The organism is Salinibacterium hongtaonis (genome assembly GCF_003065485.1).
GTDB classification, from domain to species: Bacteria; Actinomycetota; Actinomycetes; order Actinomycetales; family Microbacteriaceae; genus Homoserinimonas; species Homoserinimonas hongtaonis.
Genome location: NZ_CP026951.1, coordinates 728,960 through 752,929 on the forward strand (window position 1 = coordinate 728,960; position 23,970 = coordinate 752,929).

Here is a 23,970-nt window from a genome sequence, read left to right on the forward strand (position 1 = left end):
CGCCGGAGGTCTATGCAGTCTTAGAGAAGCGGTGGGATGCCTCGATGAGCTCGCCCGTGCCGTGGCGCTTGGCGTGGACGGCAAGAGCGCCGCCGAGGTCGCCGGACGCGAGAAACTCGCGCTGACGCTCGATGAGGCTGAGCTCGCGCTCGAGCTCGTCGGCGGCATAGGCGCGGGCGTCGCCAAGCTCGCGCCAGGCGTCGGCGTGGGTGCGGATGTCGGCGGCGTTCACTGGGTGCTCCTCAAGGGCAGTAACGGGGAGGGGAATGCGGTAGGTCTGAACTCCCTGCGCGCCGCGATGGCGAGCGCCGAGGAGCTCATCGGCGACGGCGTAGAAGGTGCGCGGTCCAGGGAGGCGCACGAGCTCGGGGAAGCCGTCGTCGTCGACTTGTTCAGCAATTTCCTCGGGAGAGAGGCCGTCCCGCATGGCGAGTGCCTCCTCCATGAGCGGGAGGGCGAGCTCGTACAGGTCGCGGGCGACGTGGCGGGACCCAGGCTCGAGGGCGTCCTCGTTATGGGGGGCTAGGAAGTAGAAGAGGGCGGAGCGGGCGGTTGCCGTTTCGGTGGCGCGAGAGCGCTCGCGCTGGCGTGCCTTGAGCTCGGCGGGGGCGAGAGCCTCGGGGCGAGGGGCCGGGGACGCCGTGGGCTGGGCGGGGAAGATGCCCTCTCTTGCGGCAGCCTGGGCGACGAGCTTGGTGTAGTCGCGCCAGTAGTCGCGGTTGTGCTCGTAATTGGCGAAGGTGTGGACGCCGACATAGGCCGAGTCGTGGGCGAGATCCGGGCGCGGCGGGAGCGCGGCGAGCGCCTCGCGGAGGATCGTCGGGCGCTCGCCGCTGGTGACCTGCTCACCGTCGGCGGTGTAGAGCCTGCCGCCTGGGCGGCGGTAGATGGTGCCGAGGTGGGCCTCGAGTATCGGCTTAGCAACAAGCTCAGCCATCGTCACCGGGGATGGCATGTAAACGGGGTGGAGCTCGTCCAGCTCGTCGCGGAGGTGCTTGGCGTAGCGGTGGTGGCGGCGCACGTCCTGAGTGCGATAGACGGGCGGGTCTATGGTCGGAAACGTGAACGCCGCGAGAGCGTCGAAATAGGTAGTCATCGGTGTCGTTTCGTGGAGAGCGCTGGCGGTCGCTCGAGTGGGATTGAGTCGCTGGGCGGAGACAAGAGCGGCCCCGTCGGGCGTTGAGCCCGGGGCCGCTCGAGGTATGTGGTCCGCCAGGACGACAACTGAGAGGGAGCGCCTAGTAGGCGCTTTATGGTGACGCGGATAAGACCGCCTGGGAGGCGGTATCTGCCCGTGAGAGGGAGACCCGATGCGTTCAGCCCGCGCGGCTTAGGAGCGTCGCTGTGCGTTGGGCGACCTGTTCGAGTTCCGCTAGATCGCGGGAGCGGAGTGCCCGCGCGGCGTCTGCGGCGAGGCGACGACGTTGGGCGGCGAGGGCGTCCCGGTGAGAATAGACGCGGTGAGTCGGAGAGCAGAAGCGGCCAGGTTGGGAGAGTTCGGCGGTGGTTCCGCAATGGGCGCATTGGACGATGTAGGTCACGGGACTCCTTGCCTGGAATCGTGGGGCGCAACGTAACGCCGGGTGGGATAAAGAAGCGGACCTCGTCGGTGACGAGGTCCGTGAGGTGCTTAGGGGATGCAGCTATTTCTCCCTACACCGAGTAGACCGCCCGGGTGCCCATGGGACGGGCGGCAGGTGACAGAAGGTGTCCGAGTGACGGTCTATTTACTCGCCCTATTACTTGTAGAAGAGTAGAGAGCGCTAAGAGAAAGAAATATAGACAGTGACGAGACCGTCACTTGGACACCGTCCGTCACCTGAGGTGCGGACTTGGGCCCTCACCCCTACCCCGGCGACGACACCGCGCCGACTACCAACCGAGAGTAATGGCCTCGTCGATCATCCGGTCGGGCCATACCGAGGCCCTGAGCTCCTCAAGCTCCAGCGGCGTCTTGCCCGGCTCAGTGCGCGCTAGAAAGTCGATGCGCTCCCGTTCCGTGATTAGCTGCATCGATCGTGGCCTTTCGTCTCCGGTCACCGTACTCACTTTGCGGCGGAGCTATCGTCCATAGAGCTCTCGTTGGCCCAGACGATGCGCATGCGCTTGTGGGCGTGGAATCGCGCGCCGGGATAGGGGGCGGGCTCCACGATGACTCTGTCGATTGCCAGTCGGAGGAGCACCCTCGCTTCCAGCGCAGAAGCCGACTCGATAGCTGGGATAGATAGTTCAGGGTCCAGGAGCGCGGCGAGGTCCGCGTCTGGCTTGGGCAGCGCTGCCAATTGGTGCGTTACCTCGGCGATGTGAGCCTCCAATGTCCGCGCGAGGGCGGCGTGACGATCTGCCGACAGTGAGCCTCGGACATAGCGGTCGTTGTCCACGTCCTTGACGCGGGCTCGGAGTGTCGCGAGTTGCTTCGTGAGCTCGTCGCGCTCTTGCATCGGAGCAGGGTCGTTCTTCGCGAGCCAACGGTCGGCGACAGCCCATAGGACGGGGTCATCAGGCTCGAGCGCCGCCAAGCCACGCGCCCATGCATGCTTGACCGCGAGCTCCAGAGTGCCGAGGCTGACGTTGAGAGGAGCCGTGCAGGGCTCGCCAATCTCATGCCAACGGCGGCAACGGTAGGAGCCTCCGAATGAGTTGGCAGTGCGTCCACACGACGCGCACTCGACGAGTCCGCCGAGTAATGACTCGGGCTGCTTGACGGCTCGCATCCCGCGCCCGTAGCGGCGGAGACGGCTGTCGAGCTCGCGCAAGAGCGCCATGCGCTCGCCCTCAGTGGCGATAGGGGACTCACCCTCGGCCAGGAGCGAGACTGATTCGCCAGTGTCAGGGTGCTTCCAAGGGCGGATGTCGGTGCCCCAGTAGCCGGAATCCGCCTCGACGCGGCGCTCTGGGACGAGTCCGGAGAGGACGGGAGAGCGCATAGCTGCCGAAAGAGTCGACGCGCGCCAGTGCGAGCCTCGGCGACGGGTTGGGATGCCCCGGGCGTTCCAGTCGCGGCATATGGCGTTCATGGTTTCTCCCGCGAGGAGCCGCTCGACGGCCTCACGGACAATAGGGGCCTCGTCGGGGTGACGGCGGAGCTTCTGCCCGTCGGTCACGAGCCAGCCGAACGGGCGAGCCCCGCCGAGGTACTTGCCCTCGCGCCGGGATGCCTCTTTCTTCGCACGTACGCGGAGGGAGGTGTTGGTGCTCTCGGCGCGGGCGAGCTCGGACAGCATGACGATAAGCATGCGACTGTTGGAGACTGAGGAGTCGAGTCCGTCCTTAAGAAAGTGGAGTCGCCCGCCCACGGCGGTGACGTCGTCGAGTACGGTGCCTACCTGCCCCGCGCCTCGTCTGCTGAGGCGGTCGAGTTTCCAGACGGCGAGGGCGGCGACCTCTCCGGATGTGACGGCGGCGACGGCTGCATCGAAGTCGGGGCGCTTGACGCTTGCCTTGTAGCCTGATTTTCCACGGTCTCGCCAGACGCGGCGCACGACGAGACCCTCGCGGTCAGCCCAGGCGCGGAGATCGGCCTCCTGGCGCTCGAGAGAATCCTTGCCCTCCTTGTCGATGCTCAGGCGGACGTAGAGGTCGACGAGGAGAGAGGGGGCGGTCGAGGTGGGGTCTATCATGGCGGTCCTTTCGTGTTGATGCTGAAGAGACCGCCTGATGTCGTCGCGCTGCTCGTTACTCAGCACAGACGGTCGAGGAAATCTGGATCAACGCCCCCGACCGCGTCTTCGTCGCCCGAGACGGAGTCGCCGAGCTCACCTCAATCACGCTCTCCGCGACCCAGGTGCGCGATCTGGTCGAGCGGATGCTCCAGTCCACGGGTAGGCGCGTCGACCTGAGCTCGCCCTTCGTGGATGCCTCGCTACCCGACGGCTCCCGCCTCCACGTGGCGATCCCGGATGTCACGCGCGACTGGGCCGTCAACATCCGCAAGTTCACGAAGCGCATCGCTCGGCTCGGAGACCTGGTGGAGCGGGGTTCGCTCACCGCCGAGGCAGCGCTGTTTCTGCATCAGTGCGTGGTTTCTGGCCACAACATTCTTGTCTCCGGCGCAACTCACACGGGCAAGACCACACTGTTGGGCGCCCTACTGGCCGAGGTTGGTGCGAGCGAACGTGTCGTGACTGTCGAGGAGACATTCGAGCTCGATGTTCGAGCGAGGGACGTCGTCTCGATGCAATGCCGCCAACCCAGCCTCGAGGGTGCCGGAGAGGTGTCCCTTCGCCGCCTGATTAAAGAAGCGCTACGCATGCGGCCCGACCGGCTCGTTGTGGGTGAGGTCCGCGAGGCGGAGTCGCTCGATCTGTTGATTGCGCTCAACTCCGGAGTTCCCGGCGCGTGCAGCATCCACGCCAACAGCGCGCAGGATGCCCTGGCTAAACTCGCCGTTCTGCCTCTTCTCGCGGGCCGCAATATCGATTCCTCATTTGTTCTGCCCACGGTCGCGTCCGTTATCGACATCGTGGTGCACTGTGAGCGGGGGAACGACGGCCATCGTCATATCGGTTCGATCGCAGCCACAACGGGAAGGGTGGCCGATTCGGTCGTCGGGTCGGTTTCGCTTTTCGTGCGAAACCGCGGCCGTCTTGAGAGAACCGATGCGCCGGTTCCTCAGCCTCACAAGCTGCTCTCTGCGTCTATTCCGCCGTCCCCGCCGCGAACGACGTTCGGGGGAGACACACCATGATGGATGGCTCAGTCATGCCAGCAGTTTTGGGAGCCCTGCTCGGCTGTGGGCTACTTCTCACTGTCTCACCCTTTCTCTGGCCTGCTGGCGAGAAGCTGCGTCGAGGTCGGCATCCTGTGCCATGGGTGTCACTGTCAGAGAAGCTCACGCTCGCCGGGCTGGGCTCGGTGACTCCGGCGAAGTTCATTGTCGCCTCTGCTGTTGCAGCGCTCGCGGTTGGCGCGATCGTGTTGGCGTTCCTGCCCGTGCTTGCCCTGGGTCTTGCCGCAGCTATTGCCACGGCGTTCATCCCCGCCGTCGTCGTGAGCTGGCGGGCCCGCGCTCGGCGGCGCAGCCATAGGGCGCTCTGGCCAGATGTTGTCGACCACCTCGTTTCGGCAGTGCGCTCAGGACTTTCGCTCGCCGATGGGGTCTCGGCGCTGTCTCGCGTGGGCCCCGCTTTCACCCGGTCGGCCTTCTCGGAGTTCGAGGCCGATTACCGTGCCACCGCTAACTTCTCGCGGAGTCTCGATCGCCTCAAAGACCGGCTCGCAGATCCTGTTGCGGACCGCATCCTCGAGACTCTGCGCATGTCCCGCGAGGTGGGCGGCACTGACCTGACCACGATCCTGCGAAATCTCTCTGCGTACTTGCGACAGGAGGCGTCGATACGTGCCGAGGTGGAGGCTCGGCAGTCATGGGTGGTCAACGCGGCGCGTCTGGGGGCGATTGCGCCCTGGGTCGTGCTCGTGCTGCTCGCTGCCCGCCCGGAGGCGGCAATGGCTTACAACTCCGCAGAGGGCATGGCTCTGATCGCCGGCGGTTTCGCGATAACGCTGATCGCATATCGAGTGATGATCGCGATCGGGCGACTGCCCGAAGAGCAGAGGTGGTTCCAGTGACGCCGTGGGCGATTCTGTGTGGTCTGTCGCTCGGCGTCGGGCTATGGACCCTGGCGAGTCGGCTCCCACGGTTGGGAAGGCCGAGGTTGGCGATGCGGGTTGCTCCTTACCTCGCCGACGTCTCGGAGGGCGCGCGCAGCTTGGTCGCCCGGCGGTCCTCCGACCCCGTTCCGGTCTGGGCGGCGATCATCAGCCCAGCGTTCGCGGTGTTGAGGCACGGGCTCTCCTCCGTTCTCGGTGGAACCTCCGTCCTCGAGTTGCGTCTCCGCCAGGCAGGTTCGGGGCTGAGCGTTGAGGCGTACAGGTCACGCCAGTTGGTGGGGGTGCTGGTCGGAGCGGTGACGTTCTGCATCGCCGCGATTGCGTGGACTCGACTTGCCAGCGTCCCCGGCATCGTCGTGATCGCTGCCGCCGCGGTGGGCGGGGTGGCGGGTCTCCTTGCATGCGACTACGTGCTCCAACGACGAGCTAACCGAAGAATGGCGCGCCTCTCGGCTGAGCTTCCGCTCATTCTCGAGTTCCTCACCCTGAGCCTCTCGGCGGGGGAGGGAGTCGTTGATGCGATCCGCCGGGTGTCACGGGTGAGCGCGGGGGAACTATCGCACGAGCTCTCAGCGGTACTCACCGAGGTATCGACGGGGTTGCCCCTGGCCTCATCTCTCGACCGGTGCGCGCGCGAGCTTCAACTCCCGGCGTTCACCCGGTGCGTCGACCAACTCACCATCGCGCTAGAACGAGGGTCGCCCCTCGCCGAAGTGCTGAGGGCGCAGGCCCAGGATGCGCGCGACGACACCAAACGCCACCTGCTCGAAGTGGCGGGCAAGAAGGAGGTCGCAATGCTCATCCCGCTCGTGTTTCTGATTCTGCCCACCACCATTCTGTTCGCCATATTTCCTGGGGTGTTCGTGCTCCAGGTCGGATTCTGAAAGTCGGACCATGACCCTCTCGTCTGCAATTCCCACCCTTCGCCAGCGTTACGCACGAGTGCGTGCCACTGCGGTTCTCGCGTCTCGTTCCGAGCGCGGTGACGTTCCGGGCTGGGTGCTCATCACGCTCATGACGGCCGGACTCGTCATCATCATCTGGTCGCTTGCCGGGCCCGCTCTGAGCTCGGTATTCGAGCAGGCGATTCAACGAGTGAGCGGTTTTTGAGTGGCAACCGGTGCCCATGGTCGATGGGCGTGCCTCGGCGCTGACCGGGGCTCTGCTCCGGCTGAGTTTGTCATGGTGAGCGCGCTTCTCACCCTTCTCACTCTGTCCGTCATGCAATTGGCGTTGGTTCTCCATGTTCGTAACACCGTTCAGGATGCTGCGGCCGAGGGAGCGCGCTATGCGGCACTAGCAGACAACTCGCTTGCGGAGGGGGTTGAGCGCACCGAGTCGCTCATCACCGCCGCCGTCGGCCCGGCATATGCAAGAAACGTGACCGTGGCCTCAACGACCTACCTGGGCCATCCGGCCGCAGTCGTCACGGTGAGCGCGCCGTTGCCGCTGATCGGGCTCATCGGGCCGGATACCGTTCTGGAGGTGAGGGGCCATGCGGCGCTGGAAACGCTGGATTGACACCCTCTCCCGCGAGCAGGCGGGGTCAGCCTCCCTTGAGTTCATCTCCGCAGGAGTGTTGCTGCTCGTCCCTCTCGTCTATCTCGTGCTCGCGCTCGGGGCGCTCCAGGCCGGCTCGTTCGCTGTGGAAGGAGCCGCCCGCCAGGCAGCCAGGGTGTTCGTAGAGGCGGGGGATCAGGCGTCAGCCGAATCTCGTGCCCAGCAGGCGGTCCAGTTTGCCCTCGCGGACCACGGACTCGAATCCGCAGGATCCATGGTCACGGTTGTCTGTTCCCCCGATCCGTCGCGGTGCCTCACGAGGTCGGGTACCGTCACCGTTCTTGTGAGTGTGACGGTGCCGATGCCTTTCGTGCCGCAAGCGCTGAGCGTCGCAGCGCCGCTCGCGGTGCCGATGGAGGCGAGCGCCACGCAGCAGGTGTCGCGCTTCGCTCAGGTGCCGTGACGATGCAGCCGAGCACGCTGCTCACCCTGCGCAGCGAAACAGGGTCGACCCTGCTGCTCACGATTTTCTATTCGATGCTGAGTCTCACGCTGGTCCTGCTCATCACGGCGGCCAGCTCCCTCTATCTGGAACGGAAACGCCTGCTTTCCCTCGCCGACGGGGCGGCGCTCGTCGGTGCTGAAGCCTTCGACCTCACCCAGATCGCGTCCTCGACTACTGGACCTCGGGTAACACTCACGCAGGCGGATGTAGCGACCGCCGTCAACGACTATCTTGCGGCTGTGCCGCACACCTTTGAGAATCTTGCGGTTGAGAGAGCCGAGCCCGTCGACGGTCGCGGCGCGACGGTCGCCCTCTCGGCGTACTGGCGGCCTCCCATGCTGTCGCTCCTTGTCCCCGAGGGGCTCCGCATCGAGGTCGAGGCGAACGCCCGCAGCGTCATCGGCTGACGCGAGACGCCGTCACACGCGATGAGCGAGAAAACGGTTCGTAGAATGACCGACATGTCCACGCCCAAAGAGGAGCGAACCAAGCCGCTGCGCAGCGATGCCCTACGCAACAGACTGCGCATCCTCGAGTCGGCAGAAGAGGTGTTCGCCGACCGAGGGCTTGACGCGTCGGTCGACGACATCGCCCTGGCTGTGGGAGTCGGGGTCGGCACCATCTACCGCCATTTCGGGTCGAAGGCCGGACTCATTAACTCGATCTTCGAGCACAGGATCGGCACAATCATTGAGATCGTCACGGAGCGAAGTTCCCGTCCGACGGCCTGGGAGGGCCTCTGCGAGGTGATGCGGTTCTTCGTCGACGCTCAATCCCAGAACCGGGCGGTCTCAGAGATGATCTATGAACGCGCGGACACCACCGGCAGGCACCTCCGAGAGCGAGTCGAGCCCCTGCTCACCGACCTCGTGGAGAAAGCCAAGGCCGAAGGTTCGCTGCGCGAGGACTTCACCGCAACGGATGTGCCGGTGCTCACCCACTCGGTGAGTGACGTAGCCCGGCTGCAGCCAGGCCGCGGCCGCGACCTCGCTCGCCGCCACCTCGAACTCCTGCTCAAAGGGCTCGGGCCCACTCCCGATCCGCACCTGGTGCCCTCACCGCTGCCCGATAACGAGTTCGTCGACTGGCTGCGCACGCGTCGACCGGACGCCGCCCCATCCGCTTCGCCGAGATGAGACACAACAAAGCAGTGGCCACTCGCATCCGGTTTGGCGGTCGGCCACAACATCCGTGCCACCGGTATGGGGCAGCGGTAGCGTCGCGACGTGACCAACTACACACCACCTCTGTCTGATCTCGCTTTTGCCCTCGAGCACGTCGTGGGATACCGAGATGTCGCCCAGCTCCCCGGCTTCGAGCACGCCGACTTCGACACTGTCGTCGAGGTCCTTGCCGAGTGTGGGGAGTTCATGGCCGGGGTTATCGCCCCGACCAACCGCGTTGGAGACCTCGAAGGAGCCCAACGCCAGCCCGACGGCACCGTCAAGACCCCGACGGGGTTCAAGGAGGCCTACAAACAGTTCGTCGACTCCGGGTGGAGCGGCGTTGCCCTCTCGGAGGAGTTCGGCGGCGGCGGATTCCCCCGCACAGTGGGGCTCGGCATCCAGGAGTTCATGCTCGCCTCCAACATGGCGTTCTCTCTGTGCCCGCTGCTCACGCACGGCGCGATCGACGCGCTCATGCACTACGGCAGCCCCGAGCAGAAGCAGCGTTACCTGCCCAAGATGATCAGCGGCGAGTGGACGGGCACCATGAACCTCACGGAGCCGCAGGCTGGCTCCGATGTTGGGGCGCTCACCACCCGTGCCGTGCCCAACGGTGACGGCACGTATGCGATCACCGGCCAGAAGATCTTCATCACCTGGGGCGACCACGACGTCGCCGACCAGATTGTGCACCTCGTGCTCGCCCGCACCCCGGGTGCGCCCGAGGGAACCAGGGGCATTTCGTGCTTCATTGTGCCCAAGGTCATGGTCAACGACGACGAGTCGCTCGGTGAGCGCAATGGCGTCGAGACCGTCTCTCTCGAACACAAGATGGGCATCCACGGCTCCCCAACCTGCGTTCTGGCGTACGAGAACGCCACCGGTTACCTCATCGGCGAAGAGAACAAGGGAATGCGCATCATGTTCGTCATGATGAACAGCGCCCGCCTCTCGGTGGGTATGCAGGGTCTCGCCGTGGCCGACCGCGCCTACCAGCAGTCGGTGCAGTACGCGAAGGATCGCATCCAGGGCAAGGCAATCGGCGTCACGGGCCGCGACTCAGCGATCATCGAGTTCCCGGATGTTCGCCGCATGCTGATGACGCAGAAGGCCTACCTGGCTGGGCTCCGTCGTCTGCTGCTGCTCACCGCGGTGCACACCGACATCAGCACGAACTCGCCCGACGAGGCGACCCGCGTGCGCTCAGACGAAATAGTGGGGCTGCTCACGCCGATCGCCAAATCGTTCGGCACCGATCTCGGCAACGAACTCACCTCGCTCGCGGTGCAGATCCACGGCGGCATGGGCTTTATCGAGGAGACGGGTGTGGCGCAGCACTACCGCGACATTCGTATCGCGGCGATCTATGAGGGCACCAACGGTATCCAGGCCGCAGACCTTGTCGGTCGCAAGATGCCCGTGCGTGGCGGGTCGTCGTTCCTCGAGTTCATTGCCAGCATGCGCGAGATCGAGCCGCTTCTGGCGGAGGCCGGCGACGAGTTTGCCTCTATTCGCGAGGAGCTTGCTCGTCAGTTCACGGCACTGGAGAAGGCCACCGGATGGATGCTGCGCACCGGCATGTCAGACCCCAACGCGGTGCTCGCGGGTTCGACGCCGTACCAGCGCATGTGGGGCGTCGTCACGGCGGGCTGGCTGCTGGCTAAGGGTGCGCTCGCCGCGAGCAAGCTCCCCAACGCCGAGCGGGCGGCAGACGAGCTCGCGGTTGCGCGCTTCTACGCCGAGCAGCTTCTGCCGCAGTCGAGCGGACTGCTGAGTGCCGCTACGGCGGGCGCTCGCGACCTGTTCGCGCTGAGCGAGGACAAGTTCTAACGCAAGCCTGATGCGCGAGCGGCGTGCCGTTCGGCGCACCCCTTGCCGGCTCGCCGCGCCCCAATCATGGGGCGCGGCGAGCCGTTTTCTGGCGCGCTGAGGCCCTGATGCGAGAGGGTCAGGCATCCGGCTGCCGCCCCTCACCTGCTCCCCAGTGCGCCGGGTAGGCTGGTATCACAATGGATGAGCTTGATATCTCCGCGCAGGTCGCGACCCTTCGTGCCACGTTTACCGAAATCACGGCGGTGGTCGACGTCGATCGGCTCACAGCGGATATCGCCACTCTCAGCGAGCAGGCCGGTGTTCCCGATCTGTGGGACGACCCCGCCGCTGCGCAAAAGGTGACGAGCGCGCTCAGTCACCGCCAGGCAGAGCTGGCCAAGATCAAGGGCCTCAAGCAGCGCCTCGACGACATCGAGATCATGGTCGAACTCGCCAACGAAGAAGGCGATGCGGATGCCGCGGCCGAGGTCCACAAAGAGCTTCGCGACATTCAGCGGGTGCTCGGCGAGCTTGAGGTGCAGACGCTGCTCAACGGCGAGTGGGATTCCCGTGCTGCCGTGATGACCATCCGCTCCGGTGCCGGGGGCGTCGACGCCGCCGACTTCGCCGAGATGCTGCAGCGCATGTACCTCCGCTACGCCGAGAAGGCTGGCATTCCCGCACGCGTGCTCGACACGAGCTATGCGGAGGAGGCGGGAATCAAGTCGACCACGATCGAATTCGATGCTCCCTACGCCTTCGGCAAGCTGAGCGTCGAGGCGGGAACACACCGACTCGTTCGCATGTCCCCGTTCGGGGCGGCGGGCAAGCGCCAGACGAGCTTTGCGGCGGTCGAGGTGATTCCCCTCATGGAGGAGACGGAGTCGATCGAGATCCCCGAGAACGAGATTCGGGTGGATGTGTTCCGCTCAAGTGGCCCTGGCGGGCAGTCGGTCAACACGACAGACTCCGCTGTTCGCCTCACACACATCCCGACCGGCATCGTCGTGTCGATGCAGAACGAGAAGAGCCAGATCCAGAACCGGGCCGCTGCGATGCGCGTGCTGCAGTCGCGTCTTCTGCTCGTGCAGAAGGAGCAGGAGGCGGCTCAGAAGAAGGAGCTCGCGGGCACCATCACGGCGAGCTGGGGCGACCAGATGCGCAGCTATGTGCTCGCGCCCTACCAAATGGTCAAGGACCTGCGCACCGAATACGAGGTGGGAAACCCCTCCAATGTGTTTGATGGCGACCTCGACGGATTTATCACGGCGGGCATCCGCTGGCGCAAGCGCGCGGTCGAAAGCTAGGCCCCGCAGCGACCCCATCGGGGATTCGACTTCTTTAACGGATGATGGCCCGCACCTTTCGGTGCGGGCCATCATTCTGAGCTATCGAACCGCTTACTGGCGAACTACTTAGTGGCGAACCACCTGGCGGCGCACCACGAGCCAGGCGATCGTGGCAGCCACGAGCAGCGCCAGCACGATGAGCACGATCGGCAGCAGCGATGCGGGGGAGACGCTCTGCGCACCCGCGGCGAGTTCGCCCGATCCGGCAGCGATCTTCTCGTTGCCGTCACCGAGGTCGGTCATGCCTTCGCTGAGCGTCTTGGCTCCGGCGTTGAGCTTCTCGGCTCCCTCGGCCAGGGTGCCGTTGCCTTCGGCCAGGCTCGCAGCACCCGTGGAGAGGGTGTTGGCCCCAGCAGCGAGGTCGCCCGCACCGGTGGAGAGGGTCTGCAGACCGCTGTTGAGGTTGTTAGCGCCGGTTGCGAGGCTCGCCCCGCCGGTGGAGAGCGTGCCGGCACCAGCGGCAACCTTCGCGGTGCCCTCAGCGAGAGAAGATGCTCCGATGGAGAGCTTGCTCGTGCCCGCTGCGAGGGACGCGGCTCCGGCCGAGAGCTCACTGGATCCGACCGCAGCCCTCGCGATGCTCGCGTGGATCTTCGTGGTGCCCGCAGCGACCGCAGGCATAGCGCCGGGGGCAGTGAGCACCTCCGCACCCAGGTCGGCCTTCTTGAGGCCGTAGGGGTCATTGGGCGCCGTCGTCAGCGGGTCGTCGAGTCCGCCGGCGAGCCTGTCGGCCCCCAGAACGAGGTTGTTGTACCCGTCTGCATAGGCTGTACCCGCATACGGTGACCCCGGTCCGAAGACTGCCGCGAGTCGGGCCAGGCCGTCTCGAAGGGCCTCCGCGCCAATTCGCGCGTCGTCCACGCCAGTCGCGAGCTGCCCAAGTCCAACGTTGACTGCTGCCGCTCCCTCCTGGAGCTGCTTTGCGCTCTGCGTCGGGGTCAGATTCGTGGCATCCGGCGCGTTGAAACCTGCAGCGAGCTCAGCCGCACCCGCGTTGACCTTGGCAGCCCCAACATTGGCGTCGGACGCGCCCGCAGCAAGGGTGGCGGCACCGGAGGCTGCGGAGGCTGCGCCCTGGTTGAGCGTGCTCGCTCCCGCGAAGAGCTTGTTAGCGCCCTGGGCCAGTGACGTGGCACCGGCGCTCGCGCTCGCGGCGCCCGCTGCGACCTTGTCGGCACCCTCCTTGGCGGAGGTCGCCCCGGCGGAGAGCTTGAATGCTCCCTCCTTGGCGGAGGCGGCGCCGTCCTTGAGCGTGCCGGTCCCCGTGTGCAGGGTTGTCGCGCCATCGACAAGCTTGACCGAACCATCGCGGGCCGTATCGGCGCCCGTTGCGAGCTGGTTAGCTCCGGCGGCGAGCTTGTCGGTGGTCATAAAGAAGAAGGCCAGGAGGCCGATGAGGAGAATGGATAGCACGGCGATGACAACCTTTGAGGTGTTGTCGCGCCGCGCGGACATGGTGTGGGCAGAACCGGACATGCAGCTGACTCCTTTGTCGGGATCCGGGCACGACGCTGGCCGCACAACCTGGGCTGTGGTGAAACTGTGCTGGAGCGGCTGCGCGGGTGCTCTCCCTCAGATGGGGCTCCGTTGCCGGGGATTGAGGGAGCGTCGTGTTCGGTCAATTGGGCCGAATCTAGCAGCGTCTTTAGTCGCCTCATATGGCCCTTCAAATGTGTGTAACCTTCGTCAAACTGAGCGGTTCTCGTGGCCTCACGGTTGTTGGTTGTCTACAGGTCAATAAGGGTTGCGGCATACGGATGCGACCCGCCGCCTGTCGCTGCCCCGCATAACACCCTCCCGTGCTTAGGCTCGTGACGTCATGATTCGATTTGATCAGGTAACTAAGCTCTACGCCGGCACCACGAGGCCCGCCCTCAACTCGGTGACCCTCGAAATTCAGCGGGGGGAGTTCGTATTTCTTGTCGGCGCATCCGGCAGCGGCAAGTCGAGCTTTTTGCGCCTCATCCTTAAAGAGGAGAACCCGACCAAGGGCGAGATTCACGTTCTCGGACACAACGTCGGCCGGCTCTCGAGCCGCAAGGTTCCCTACTTTCGCCGCAATCTCGGTGTGGTCTTTCAGGACTTCCGACTTTTGCCCCAGAAGACGGTGTTCGACAACGTCGCCTTCTCGCTTCAGGTGATTGGCAAGTCGAAGGGCTTCATCCAGGAGGCCGTCCCCGACGTACTCAAGATGGTCGGTCTGGCGGGCAAGACCAGTCGCTACCCACACGAACTTTCTGGTGGCGAGCAGCAGCGCGTCGCCATTGCGCGCGCTATCGTCAACCGGCCCGCCCTTCTGCTCGCTGACGAGCCGACAGGAAACCTCGACCCCGCGACCAGCGCGGGCATCATGACTCTTCTTGAGCGCATCAGCCAGAGCGGAACCACCGTGATCATGGCAACCCACGATGCCGGAATCGTGGATCAGATGAAGCGCCGCGTTATTGAGCTTGTCGGCGGGCAGATCGTGCGCGACGAGCGCCAGGGTGGATACCTCACCCAGGCAATCCCGGTGCAGAAAACGGCGCAGGCCTCGAACCAGGGGGAATCGCTGTGAGATTTGGTTTGATCATGTCGGAGGTGGGCCAGGGCCTTCGTCGCAACTTCTCGATGGTGGTTTCCGTTGTTCTGGTTACCTTCATCTCCTTGACCTTCGTGGGCACAGCCATCCTGCTTCAGATGCAGATCGGCGAAATGAAGGGCTATTGGTACGACCGCGCCCAGGTTGCGGTCTATATGTGCACGTCGACCACCGCATCCGCTGCCTGCAATCTCACCGAAGCGTCGCAGGAGCAGAAGGATGCGGTAGCCGCCAAGCTTGAATCGGCAGAGCTCGCCCCCCTCGTCTCGCACGTTGAGTTCGAGACGCATGAAGAGGCCTACGACAAGTACATCGAGTTCACCGATTCTGCCGAATCAAACTTCATCACTCCGGAGTTCTTGCCCGAGACCTTTTGGGTGAACATGGTCGACCCCACCCAGTCGGATGTGCTCATCGAGACCATCTCGGGCATGCCCGGTGTCGACGAGGTCGCCGATCAGCGCAAGTATCTCGACCCGATCTTCGACGCACTCAACGCGGCGAGTTACACGGCCATCGGAATCGCAGCCCTCATGCTCGTGGCCGCTGTGCTGCTGATTGCCACGACGATCCGCCTCAGCGCCTTTAGCCGACGGCGAGAGCTGGGGATCATGAGGCTCGTTGGTGCATCGAACCGGTTCATTCAAACCCCGTTTATTCTCGAGGGCGTGATCGCCGCGGTGATCGGCGCCGTCATGGCCGGGGTTGCCACGGTGGCTGTCGTGCAGTTCTTTGTTCAGGGGTACCTGGCAGACCTCATGGCGTCGACGTCATTCGTCGGAATCGCGGAGGCCCTCGTGGTTGCGCCGATCCTGCTGGTGGTAGGTATTGTGCTCGCCGGAATCTCGGCGAATGTGGCGATCAGCCGCTACCTCAAGGTTTAACCCGGCGTTCCTTGCACCATGACGATGATTCGTCACCACGCGTGCAGGGCAGCCGTTAGACTGATGGGCTGCCCGTGCTCGCGGGCTCAGAGTTTTGGAGAGAATCGTGCCCAGGGAGACCGGCCAGAAGGTCGTCGCGACTAACCGAAAGGCGCGCCACGACTACCTCATCGAGGATACGTATGAGGCTGGTCTCGTGCTTTCGGGCACCGAGGTCAAGTCCCTGCGCGCTGGCCGGGCAAGCCTGGTCGATGGCTACGCCTTCATCGACGACCACGGGGAGGCGTGGCTGGATGCCGTGCATATTCCGGAGTACAAGGGCGGAAGCTGGACCAATCACCCGCCTCGCCGCAAGCGCAAGTTGCTGCTGCACAAGGCACAGATCGTAAAGATCCATAACAAGGTGAAACAGGGTGGTTACACACTCGTTCCGCTGTCGATCTACTTCAGCAACGGCCGGGCCAAGGTTGACCTCGCGGTGGCCAAGGGCAAGCGCGAGTACGACAAGCGCCAGACGCTCCGTGAACGTCAAGATAATCGCGAGGCCGACCGCGCGATGTCTGCTCGCAAGCATCTCGGCGAGTAGCGGCAGCGTTCGCGCGACGACAGCGCGAGGTTAGCGCGTGATGTAGCGCTCGATGTAGCGCGGATGCGCTGCGCCGGGTAGTATTGACTGCTGCGCTCATGGAGCGCAGATTGACAACTCAACAGCGCGCGACAGTACCAACTCTTCACGAGTGAACATGGGGATGATCGGTTTCGACATTGCCTGCGCAATTGTGAGAAGCGGGTCGAGGATGCAGGCTTATCTCGTTAACGATGTCTGCAAACTATAAGTGCCAATAAATCACGCACTGACTTCGCCCTCGCTGCCTAAGCGAGCGCACTAAAAAGTCCGTCAGCCCGGGGATGCTCTCTACCCGGATCCTGACGTCATCTAGAGAGATTGCTCCGTAGTTACGCCTGAGGGCTACGGGGGACTTGCACTCTGGCTGGGCTCGTCGGTTTAGCCGCCAGTGGCAAATTCCGGAGCCGAGTAGAACGCTTTCGCTGGATACACCCGTAGAAGGCACATGACCACAGCAGTGGACCGGGGTTCAATTCCCCGCATCTCCACCATGGGGTGCTGTCGCGCGTTGTTGTTTATTGTCAGAGTCGTCCCTTGCGCGGATGCTTTACCGTGCCGGAGAAAGCCGTGGCGATGTCGGCGGGGCTGGGAAGAATGGGTGTCATGACCGACCGAACGTGGCGCCGAAACGTTGCCCTCTTTCTCTCGGGCCAAACGGTCTCCCTTTTTGGCTCGATGCTCGTGCAGTATGCCGTGATGTGGCATCTGACGCTCGAAACGAAGTCGGGTGTCGTCATGGCGCTCGCGGCGGTGTTCGGGTTTTTGCCTCAGGCGATCATGTCCATCTTCGGCGGAGTGTGGGCCGACCGTGTGAACCGCAAGATGCTCATCATTCTGGCGGACGCCACAATTGCGCTGACCACGCTGGCTCTAGCGCTTCTCATGATGTTCGGCATCTACGACCTGTGGCTGATCTTTCTGACCCTGGCTATTCGGTCGACGGGGGCCGGAATCCAGATGCCCGCAGTATCGGCACTCATTCCGCAGATCACACCGCAAGACCAGCTCATGCGGGTCAACGGAATCAACGGCGCCATCCAATCGGCGATGGCGCTTCTTGCTCCGGCGGTTGCTGGTGTGCTCTATGCGACGGCGTCGCTGGTATCGATTTTCTTCGTTGACGTCGTTACGGCCGTGATCGGAATCGGCATGCTCATTCTGGTGCCGGTGGCCACCATCCGCCGCGCGTCCGACGAGCACGTGCCCTACTTCGTTGACCTCGTTGAAGGCGTGCGTTACGTGGCCAACCACACCTTCGTCCGCTGGCTCTTGCTGCTGTTCGGTATTGTCTTTCTGCTCGCAGCGGCGCCCTCGTATCTCACGCCGCTTATGGTGGCTCGAACGTTCGGCGAAGAGGTGTGGAAGCTCACGGTGCTCGAGCTCTCGTTCAGCGTGGGAATGCTGCTCGCCGGCATTCTCATTGCGATCTGGGCCGGCACCAAGAACCGTGTGGGAATGATCATCTTCACCTCGGTGGCCTTCGCCCTCATCACCTTGGTCATGGGCCTCACGACAAACCTCTACGTCTTCTTCGCACTCATGTTCATCTTTGGGCTCGCTGTGCCGTACTTCTCAACCCCGGCAATGACGCTGCTGCAAGAGAAGGTCGAACCCGAGAAGCAGGGCCGGGTGTTCGGCTTCGTGGGCATCGTGATGGCCGTGGCAATGCCCATTGGCATGGGCGTGTTCGGGCCGCTCGCCGATGTGGTCAGCGTCGAATCTCTCCTCGTCGTGGCAGGTTCGCTGATGCTCGTTGTCGTCATTGTGGCCGTGACGGTGCCGGCCGGCCGCCGAGCCATCGCCGAGGCCTCGGCCGCAGTGCCGGTTTCGGAGTCGGCCGAACCAGTCGACGAGGTTGAGGCTGACCACCACAACTAGGAGCGGGCAAGCCCCTTGCGGATGTGCGCTGGGGGGATGAGCATTGCGGTGTGAACGCGCGGCAGCAACCCGCAGATGGCGCCCTTGAGGCTGTTCTTGGACATGCCCGGCGATGGCTCACGGTCTATCCGGAACGTGCGGTGCCAGCCACGGGAAGCGCCGACGATGCGGCGGAGCGGTTGGGCAGACAGCTCGCCGCTCACGGCGCTCCCACGTCCGAGGTTGTCGACCGGCTTGTGGCGGCCGTCGAGCCCGGCCTCATGGCGAGCGGATCCGGGCGCTTTTACGGTTGGGTCATGGGCGGAACGCTGCCTGCGGCGCTAGCCGCAGACTGGCTCGTTTCGGTCTGGGATCAAAACGCCGGAATGCGAGACTCAACTCCGGGAGTGGTTGCTGCGGAGGAGATCGCCGCGGCATGGATTCTGGATGTGCTTTCTCTGCCGTCTGACTCCGGCGTCGGATTCGTTACCGGCGCCACGATGGCCAATTTCACATGTCTTGCGGCTGCTCGGGATGCTGTGCTCGCAGAGCGCGGGTGGGATGTCGCCCAGCGTGGTCTTGTCGGGTCTCCGGGCGTCCGCGTGCTCGTGGGCGAGGAATCCCACGGCTCGGTGGAACTAGCACTTCGCTACCTTGGCCTCGGAGTTCCCGACCGCATCGGGGCCGACGAGCAGGGCAGAATGCTGCCGAGCGAGCTGGAGAGCGCCATCGCAACGGCGCCGGACATGCCGACGGTGGTGTGCCTGCAGGCGGGCAACATCCATTCCGGCGCGTTTGACCCATTCGAGTCGCTCGTTGAGATGGCACACCGGGCGGGCGCCTGGGTCCACGTTGATGGAGCCTTCGGACTCTGGGCGGCGGCCACCCCGACTCTCGCTCATCTGACGGCGGGGCTCGGACGCGCCGATTCATGGGCAACGGATGCTCATAAGACCCTGAACACCCCCTACGACTGCGGCATCGCCGTGGTGAGTGATGCCGCCAGGATGAGGGCTTCGATGGGAATTCATGCCAGCTATCTGCTCACGGCGTCGACGGTCGACCCCTACGAACTCGTGCCAGAACTCTCTCGGCGGGCGCGGGGCGTTCCCGTGTGGGCGGCGCTCGCCTCCCTGGGCCGGGATGGCGTGGCCGAGCTGGTTGAGGGGCTTGTAGCAGCGGCCCAGGCGATTGCTCAGGGGCTCGGGGAGCTTTCCGGGGTCACAGTGCTCAACGATGTTGTCTATAGCCAGGTGACATGCGCCTGCGCGAGCGATGCCCACACTCGGGCGGTCTTCGCCGCCATCATCGAGGAGGGCGTGATCATGCCGTCGCTCAGCGCCTGGCGAGAGAGGGTCGTGATCCGATTCTCCGTGAGTTCGTGGCGCACGGGTCCCGACGATGTTGTGGCCACGGTCGATGCTGTGGCCAGGGCACTCTCGGCGGTCTCATCCCGTGGTGGTGAGGAGTCGGCGTCGAGCCCGGCCTAGCCCTGTTCGGCCTAGCCTTGCGTGGTGTCGCCCCAGTCGACGTCGATCCATTCGTGGCCGAGTGGCTCGAGCTGGCGTGCGCCGGAGGTTGCGGAGGCCACGATCGGGTCGAGCTGTGCACGCTCTCCCGCAACCCGAAGAACGGCCTGCGTGCCATAGTCGGTGCCCAACACCGTGACACCTCTCTGGCGAAGTTCTGCCTCGATACGCCCGGCATCGGTGTGCGAGAGGGCTAGTGCAAAGAGCTCTCGGCGTTCGCGGGCTACGAGCCTGCCCTCGGCCTTGGCGCTGTCGATCGTGGAGAGCACCGCGTCTGAATATGCGCGGGTGAGGCCGCCGGCTCCGAGGAGCACCCCTCCGAAGTAGCGTGTGACAACGGCGACACAGTCGATGAGCGAGCGGCCGGCCAGGGCCTCGAGCATGGGTGCACCTGCGGTTCCCGAGGGCTCGCCGTCGTCGTTCGACCGGCGAATCTGCGATGGCAGCGATGCGGAACCCAGGATGAATGCTGAGCAGTGATGGCGCGCGCCCCAGTGCTCGCGCCGAGCATCCTCGATCACAGCTCTCGCCGCCGTTTCGGTGTCAACCCGCACGATGCGGCAGAGAAAACGGGAGCGCTTGATTTCGATCTCGTGATCGACTCGAGCGCCGAGCCCTCCGCGCACTGTGAACTCCGCCATAGCGTCATTCTCTCGCGTCGGAGGGCTCTCGTTCGCTAGCGGTGGGGAGCGGCGTCAGCCTCGGCGTCAGCGTCATGCGCCGACGGCTCGTCCGATGTGATCAGAAGCTGGCCCTCGGCAATGGCCTCGGGCATAACATCCCGCTCAATCGTCGTGGCGAGCGGCTTCTCTTTGACGAAGAACAGCAGCACGCCGGCGAGAACCATGGCGGGCACCAAGGCAAAGAACAGGGGAGTGAGGGCGCTGCTGTAGGCGAGCGCGATGACATCCTGCACTGCCTCTGGCAAGCGGTGCACCATATCGGGGGTGAGGGAGTTGGTGGAACCCGCTCCGCCGCCAGAAGGAAGCCGGTCGGCAAGCTCCGTGACGAGTCGGCTCGTGAAAAGGCTGCCGATCACAGCAGCGCCGAGTGATGCACCGATCTGGCGGAAGTAGTTGTTGGCCGCCGTTGCAGTGCCGACCTCACGGTTAGGGAAGGTGTTCTGAACGATGAGCACCAGGATCTGCATGCTCGCGCCGAGGCCGACTCCCATCACCGCCACGAAGATGCAGAAGAGCCATACGGGGGTCTCTGGCGTGATCGTGCCGAGCAGAGCAAGACCGCCAGCGGCGATGAAGGTGCCGACAATGGGGATCACCTTGTAACGCCCGTGCTTGCTGACGAGCGCGCCCGAGACGATTGAGGTGAGCAGCAGGGCGAGCATCATGGGAATCATGAGCATGCCAGCCTCCATGGCGGTGGAGCCGTAGGCCATCTGCAGGTAGGTGGGCAGATATCCGATGACACCGAACATGCCGATGCTCGTGAGCAGTCCGGCGATGGTCGTGAGGTTAAAGTTCGCTTCGCGGAACAGGTGAAGGGGCATGATCGGCTCCGCCGTCGTGCGCTCGATCAACACAAAGACCACGGCGGCGACGACGGCACCCGCGATCAGGCCGATGATCGTAAGAGAATCCCATGCGTAGTCTTTGCCGCCCCACGAGGCGACCAGCACGATGCAGGTGGTCGTGAGGGCGAGGAAGGCCATGCCCCACCCGTCGATCTTGGGCTTGGATGTTGTGGCGCGCTTGGGCAAGTGCAGCAGAAAGACCGCGGCGGCGAGGGCGAGAAGTCCCAGCGGCATGTTGATCCAGAACGTCCAGCGCCACCCGATTCCCTCGGTGAACCAGCCGCCGAGGAGCGGCCCGGCCACGGAGGATACGGCGAAGACGGCGCCCATCACGCCCATGTACTTGCCGCGCTCGCGGGCAGGCACGACGTCGGCAATGATCGCCTGGGACAGGATCATGAGCCCGCCGCCACCGAGGCCCTGCACGACCCGACCGCCGATGAGCATGTTCATATCGACGGAGAGGGCACCGATGAGGGACCCCGCCATAAAGAGCAAGATCGCCCCGATCATGAGGCTCTTGCGCCCCATGAGGTCGCCTAGCTTGCCATAGATGGGCATGACGATCGTGGAGGAGAGCATGAACGCCGTCATGACCCACAGCATGTGATCGACCCCGTCGAGTTCACCCACCATCGTGGGCATCGCCGAGCTCAGAACGGTCTGGCTCAGGGATGACAGAAGCATGGCGACCATGAGGCCGATGAAGACGAGGAGGAGGCTGCCCTTACGCTCCCCGGATTGCGAGGGAGCGGTGTCGGAATCTATTTGCACGATCTGCAATGTTACACGACTGCACTAATTTGCAGGCTGCTCGGGGCCCGGTTCGGAGTCTCGGCTCCGCCGGAGCGCTAGGACTCACTCAGGAGGCGCAGCATCCCGGCGAAGGCGCGCACATCGGCCTCGGGTTGAGTGCGAAGCACATCGCGGAGTCTGCTCTGCTGCCGCGCTTTCGCCGCAGAAACCCGCTCGATTGCGTTGGGCGTTGGCGAGAGAACCCGCACACGGCCGTCCTTTTCGTCGGCACGGCTGGTGACCAGCTGCGCCTCTTCGAGCATTCGTACCTGGCGGCTCACCACGCTCTTATCCGTGTCGAGGAGGTCTGCCAAGGCGTAGGCGGTCGTCTCGCGCAGGCGAACGACGGCGCCGAGGATGCGGTAGCCCACTGGTTGGAGCTCGGGATGGATGCTGGCTGCCGCCTCCTTCCAGGTCAGTCGAACGCGGTGAAACAGTGCACCGAGGTATTCCTCAACCTCGGCGATGCCGTTCTCCCGATCGCTCTCCTCCTGTGTCGTGGTGGGTCTGCCATCGGTCATGGTGGTTACGCTATCGGTCATCGCGATCGACCGCCTGCTCGCGTGTGGTCATCACGGCAATCGATCCTGTGGTCGCAGCGCCGATCTCAGCCTCGGCAAGGTCAATTGCCGATTCTTCAGCTGTTTCTGCCAAGGTCTGGCCGGCAACCGCGGTGGAGAGCGCCTTGTTGGGCAAGAAGATCACGGCGATAAGCCCGATGAATGCCAGCGGCACGGCAATGAGAAACGCATCGGCAATTCCGCTGCCGTACGCTGCCTCGACGATCAATCGAATGCGGTGCGGCAGCTCCGCGACGTTGGGCAAGTTGCCTGTCGCCAGCCCCGTGAGTGCGTCGATCTCTGCCTCCGAGCTCGGCTTGAACGTTGCCAGCGATCCCGAGATTCGCGAGGTGACTTGGCTTGCCAGGATGCTGCTCATGACCGTGACGCCGATGGTGCCGGCCACGGACCTAAAGAAGTTGACGTTCGAGCTTGCAGCGCCAAGCTGCTCGACGGGGGTGTCGTTTTGCACGGCGAGGGTGAGGTTCTGCATGACCATGCCGAGGCCCGCGCCGAGGGTGACCATGTAGATGGAGACCAGAACGAAGTCGGTGTCGTAGCGAAGGGTTGCCATGAGGGAGACGCCGATAAGTACAAGAACGGAGCCTGTGACGACCCAGCTCTTCCACTTGCCGAAGCGACTGATGAGCTGGCCAATGGTGATCGAGGCGACCATCTGGCCGACGACCATGGGGATGGTCATGAGGCCAGACTGCGTGGGGTTAGCGCCGCGGGCGAGCTGAAAGTACTGCGCGAGGAACACACTGGTCGCAAACATGGCGACGCCGACGGCGATCGATGCGACGACCGCAAGGGTGAAGGTGCGGTTCTTGAAGAGAGCCATGGGAACGATGGGCTCGGAAACTAGGAACTCCGTGACGATGAACGCGATCAGCGCGGCTGACGCACCGCCGATGAGGAGGTAGCTTTCGAGCGAGCTCCACTCGAACTGCGCCCCGCCCATCGAGACCCAGATGAGCAGCACCGAGACGCCCACCGTGAGAAGCACGGCCCCGAGGTAGTCGATGCTCACCTTGGTTCGGGTGGTCGGGGGCAGGTGCAGGGTCTTGTGAATGATGACGATGGCGGCGACGGCAAAGGGAACGCCGATGAAGAAGTTGGCGCGCCATCCGAGTGAGTCGGTGATGATTCCGCCGAGCAGCGGGCCGCCGATCGTGGCGACCGCCATGATGCCGCCGACCAGCCCCATGTATTTTCCGCGTTCGCGAGGGCTGATGATGAGCGCGACGGCTACGAAGACTAGCGACATGAGCCCGCCAGCGCCGAGTCCTTGAACGACGCGTAGGCCGATGAGCATGGGCGTGCTCTGTGCGAAACCTGCCGCGACCGTGCCAAGAACGAAGAGGATGAGTGAGACCTGCAGCAGCATCTTGCGATCGAGGAGGTCGCTGAGCTTGCCCCAGATGGGCGTTGAGACGGCTGTCGCCAGCAGGCTCGCGGTAATCACCCAGGTGTAGGCGGCCTGATCGCCGCCGAGGTCGGCAATGATGCGCGGCATGGAGGTCGAAACGACGGTGCCGGAGAGGACCGCGACGAACATGCCCATGATGAGCCCGGAGAGGGCGATCAGAATCTCGCGCGGTGTGCGCTGCTGGTCGACTGATGGTGCGGAGGAATCCAAAGTAGTCCTGTCGAGAAAGTT

The 23,970-nt window shown here is 64.3% G+C and carries 22 protein-coding genes, 1 other RNA gene and 1 pseudogene; 16 read left to right on the top strand and 8 right to left on the bottom strand.

Annotated features, from left to right (window positions below; genetic code table 11):
• Window positions 1-10: 10 nt before the first annotated feature.
• From C2138_RS03605 to C2138_RS03610, 3 genes are all read right to left on the bottom strand, one after another.
• Window positions 11-1,096, bottom strand: coding sequence for a hypothetical protein (locus C2138_RS03605; protein ID WP_108515604.1), 1,086 nt, complete (start codon window positions 1,094-1,096; stop codon window positions 11-13).
• A gap of 776 nt (window positions 1,097-1,872) precedes the next feature.
• Entirely contained in the window at window positions 1,873-2,013 is a 141-nt protein-coding gene (locus C2138_RS13595; RefSeq protein ID WP_159078132.1) for a hypothetical protein, read from the bottom strand.
• Between the two features lie 32 nt (window positions 2,014-2,045).
• On the bottom strand, window positions 2,046-3,620 hold the full coding sequence (locus C2138_RS03610) for a recombinase family protein (protein WP_108515606.1): 1,575 nt from the start codon (window positions 3,618-3,620) through the stop codon (window positions 2,046-2,048).
• 68 nt (window positions 3,621-3,688) lie between these two features.
• Here C2138_RS03610 and C2138_RS03615 point away from each other — a divergent pair.
• The 10 genes and pseudogenes from C2138_RS03615 to prfB form a co-directional block, all read left to right on the top strand.
• Window positions 3,689-4,687: pseudogene (locus tag C2138_RS03615) on the top strand (TadA family conjugal transfer-associated ATPase); the annotation flags it as partial.
• A 14-nt stretch (window positions 4,688-4,701) separates the two neighbouring features.
• Complete coding sequence (locus C2138_RS03620) at window positions 4,702-5,568, top strand: type II secretion system F family protein (protein WP_108515609.1); 867 nt, start codon at window positions 4,702-4,704, stop codon at window positions 5,566-5,568.
• Window positions 5,569-5,660: 92 nt separating this feature from the next.
• The gene (locus C2138_RS03625) at window positions 5,661-6,494 is read left to right on the top strand and encodes a type II secretion system F family protein (RefSeq protein ID WP_108515611.1); all 834 of its coding nucleotides are present in this window, start codon (window positions 5,661-5,663) and stop codon (window positions 6,492-6,494) included.
• Window positions 6,495-6,504: 10 nt separating this feature from the next.
• On the top strand, window positions 6,505-6,720 hold the full coding sequence (locus C2138_RS03630; RefSeq protein WP_108515613.1) for a hypothetical protein: 216 nt from the start codon (window positions 6,505-6,507) through the stop codon (window positions 6,718-6,720).
• Window positions 6,721-7,131, top strand: a complete 411-nt coding sequence (locus C2138_RS03635) for a TadE/TadG family type IV pilus assembly protein (protein WP_277871917.1) — start codon at window positions 6,721-6,723, stop codon at window positions 7,129-7,131.
• Window positions 7,106-7,573 carry a hypothetical protein gene (locus C2138_RS03640; RefSeq protein WP_108515615.1) on the top strand — a complete coding sequence of 156 codons (468 nt, stop codon included), beginning with the start codon at window positions 7,106-7,108 and terminating at the stop codon, window positions 7,571-7,573. Before C2138_RS03635 ends, C2138_RS03640 begins: the two co-directional genes overlap by 26 nt.
• Window positions 7,574-7,575: 2 nt before the next feature.
• A complete protein-coding gene (locus tag C2138_RS03645; RefSeq protein ID WP_108515617.1) occupies window positions 7,576-8,022 on the top strand; it encodes a pilus assembly protein TadG-related protein in 447 nt (148 codons plus the stop codon).
• A gap of 54 nt (window positions 8,023-8,076) precedes the next feature.
• The gene (locus C2138_RS03650) at window positions 8,077-8,751 is read left to right on the top strand and encodes a TetR/AcrR family transcriptional regulator (protein WP_159078133.1); all 675 of its coding nucleotides are present in this window, start codon (window positions 8,077-8,079) and stop codon (window positions 8,749-8,751) included.
• A gap of 90 nt (window positions 8,752-8,841) precedes the next feature.
• The gene (locus C2138_RS03655) at window positions 8,842-10,611 is read left to right on the top strand and encodes an acyl-CoA dehydrogenase family protein (RefSeq protein ID WP_108515621.1); all 1,770 of its coding nucleotides are present in this window, start codon (window positions 8,842-8,844) and stop codon (window positions 10,609-10,611) included.
• 179 nt (window positions 10,612-10,790) lie between these two features.
• Complete coding sequence (gene prfB, locus C2138_RS03660; protein ID WP_108515623.1) at window positions 10,791-11,900, top strand: peptide chain release factor 2; 1,110 nt, start codon at window positions 10,791-10,793, stop codon at window positions 11,898-11,900.
• Window positions 11,901-12,008: 108 nt separating this feature from the next.
• On the opposite strand, the gene C2138_RS03665 is transcribed toward prfB, so the two are convergent.
• The gene (locus C2138_RS03665) at window positions 12,009-13,418 is read right to left on the bottom strand and encodes a hypothetical protein (RefSeq protein WP_108515625.1); all 1,410 of its coding nucleotides are present in this window, start codon (window positions 13,416-13,418) and stop codon (window positions 12,009-12,011) included.
• Window positions 13,419-13,761: 343 nt separating this feature from the next.
• Between C2138_RS03665 and ftsE the strand changes: the two genes are divergently transcribed.
• The 6 genes from ftsE (at window position 13,762) to C2138_RS03695 (ending at window position 19,382) form a co-directional block, all read left to right on the top strand.
• The gene (gene ftsE, locus C2138_RS03670; RefSeq protein ID WP_108515626.1) at window positions 13,762-14,499 is read left to right on the top strand and encodes a cell division ATP-binding protein FtsE; all 738 of its coding nucleotides are present in this window, start codon (window positions 13,762-13,764) and stop codon (window positions 14,497-14,499) included.
• A complete protein-coding gene (gene ftsX / locus C2138_RS03675) occupies window positions 14,496-15,407 on the top strand; it encodes a permease-like cell division protein FtsX (protein ID WP_108515628.1) in 912 nt (303 codons plus the stop codon). The genes ftsE and ftsX overlap by 4 nt, the downstream gene beginning before the upstream one ends.
• A gap of 106 nt (window positions 15,408-15,513) precedes the next feature.
• Window positions 15,514-15,993, top strand: a complete 480-nt coding sequence (gene smpB, locus C2138_RS03680; protein ID WP_108515630.1) for an SsrA-binding protein SmpB — start codon at window positions 15,514-15,516, stop codon at window positions 15,991-15,993.
• Between the two features lie 159 nt (window positions 15,994-16,152).
• Window positions 16,153-16,526, top strand: a transfer-messenger RNA (tmRNA) gene (gene ssrA, locus C2138_RS03685).
• A gap of 112 nt (window positions 16,527-16,638) precedes the next feature.
• The gene (locus C2138_RS03690; protein ID WP_241961164.1) at window positions 16,639-17,913 is read left to right on the top strand and encodes an MFS transporter; all 1,275 of its coding nucleotides are present in this window, start codon (window positions 16,639-16,641) and stop codon (window positions 17,911-17,913) included.
• Window positions 17,914-17,963: 50 nt separating this feature from the next.
• Window positions 17,964-19,382 carry a pyridoxal phosphate-dependent decarboxylase family protein gene (locus C2138_RS03695; protein ID WP_108515632.1) on the top strand — a complete coding sequence of 473 codons (1,419 nt, stop codon included), beginning with the start codon at window positions 17,964-17,966 and terminating at the stop codon, window positions 19,380-19,382.
• Between the two features lie 11 nt (window positions 19,383-19,393).
• Here the strand turns inward: C2138_RS03695 and C2138_RS03700 are convergent, their stop codons facing one another.
• From C2138_RS03700 to C2138_RS03715, 4 genes are all read right to left on the bottom strand, one after another.
• Window positions 19,394-20,062: an IMPACT family protein gene (locus tag C2138_RS03700; RefSeq protein WP_108515633.1), complete on the bottom strand. Its 669-nt coding sequence runs from the start codon at window positions 20,060-20,062 to the stop codon at window positions 19,394-19,396.
• 35 nt (window positions 20,063-20,097) lie between these two features.
• Complete coding sequence (locus C2138_RS03705) at window positions 20,098-21,726, bottom strand: MDR family MFS transporter (RefSeq protein WP_241961165.1); 1,629 nt, start codon at window positions 21,724-21,726, stop codon at window positions 20,098-20,100.
• A gap of 77 nt (window positions 21,727-21,803) precedes the next feature.
• Window positions 21,804-22,268, bottom strand: coding sequence for a MarR family winged helix-turn-helix transcriptional regulator (locus C2138_RS03710; RefSeq protein ID WP_158268847.1), 465 nt, complete (start codon window positions 22,266-22,268; stop codon window positions 21,804-21,806).
• 10 nt (window positions 22,269-22,278) lie between these two features.
• Complete coding sequence (locus C2138_RS03715) at window positions 22,279-23,949, bottom strand: MDR family MFS transporter (RefSeq protein ID WP_241961166.1); 1,671 nt, start codon at window positions 23,947-23,949, stop codon at window positions 22,279-22,281.
• Window positions 23,950-23,970 lie beyond the last annotated feature (21 nt).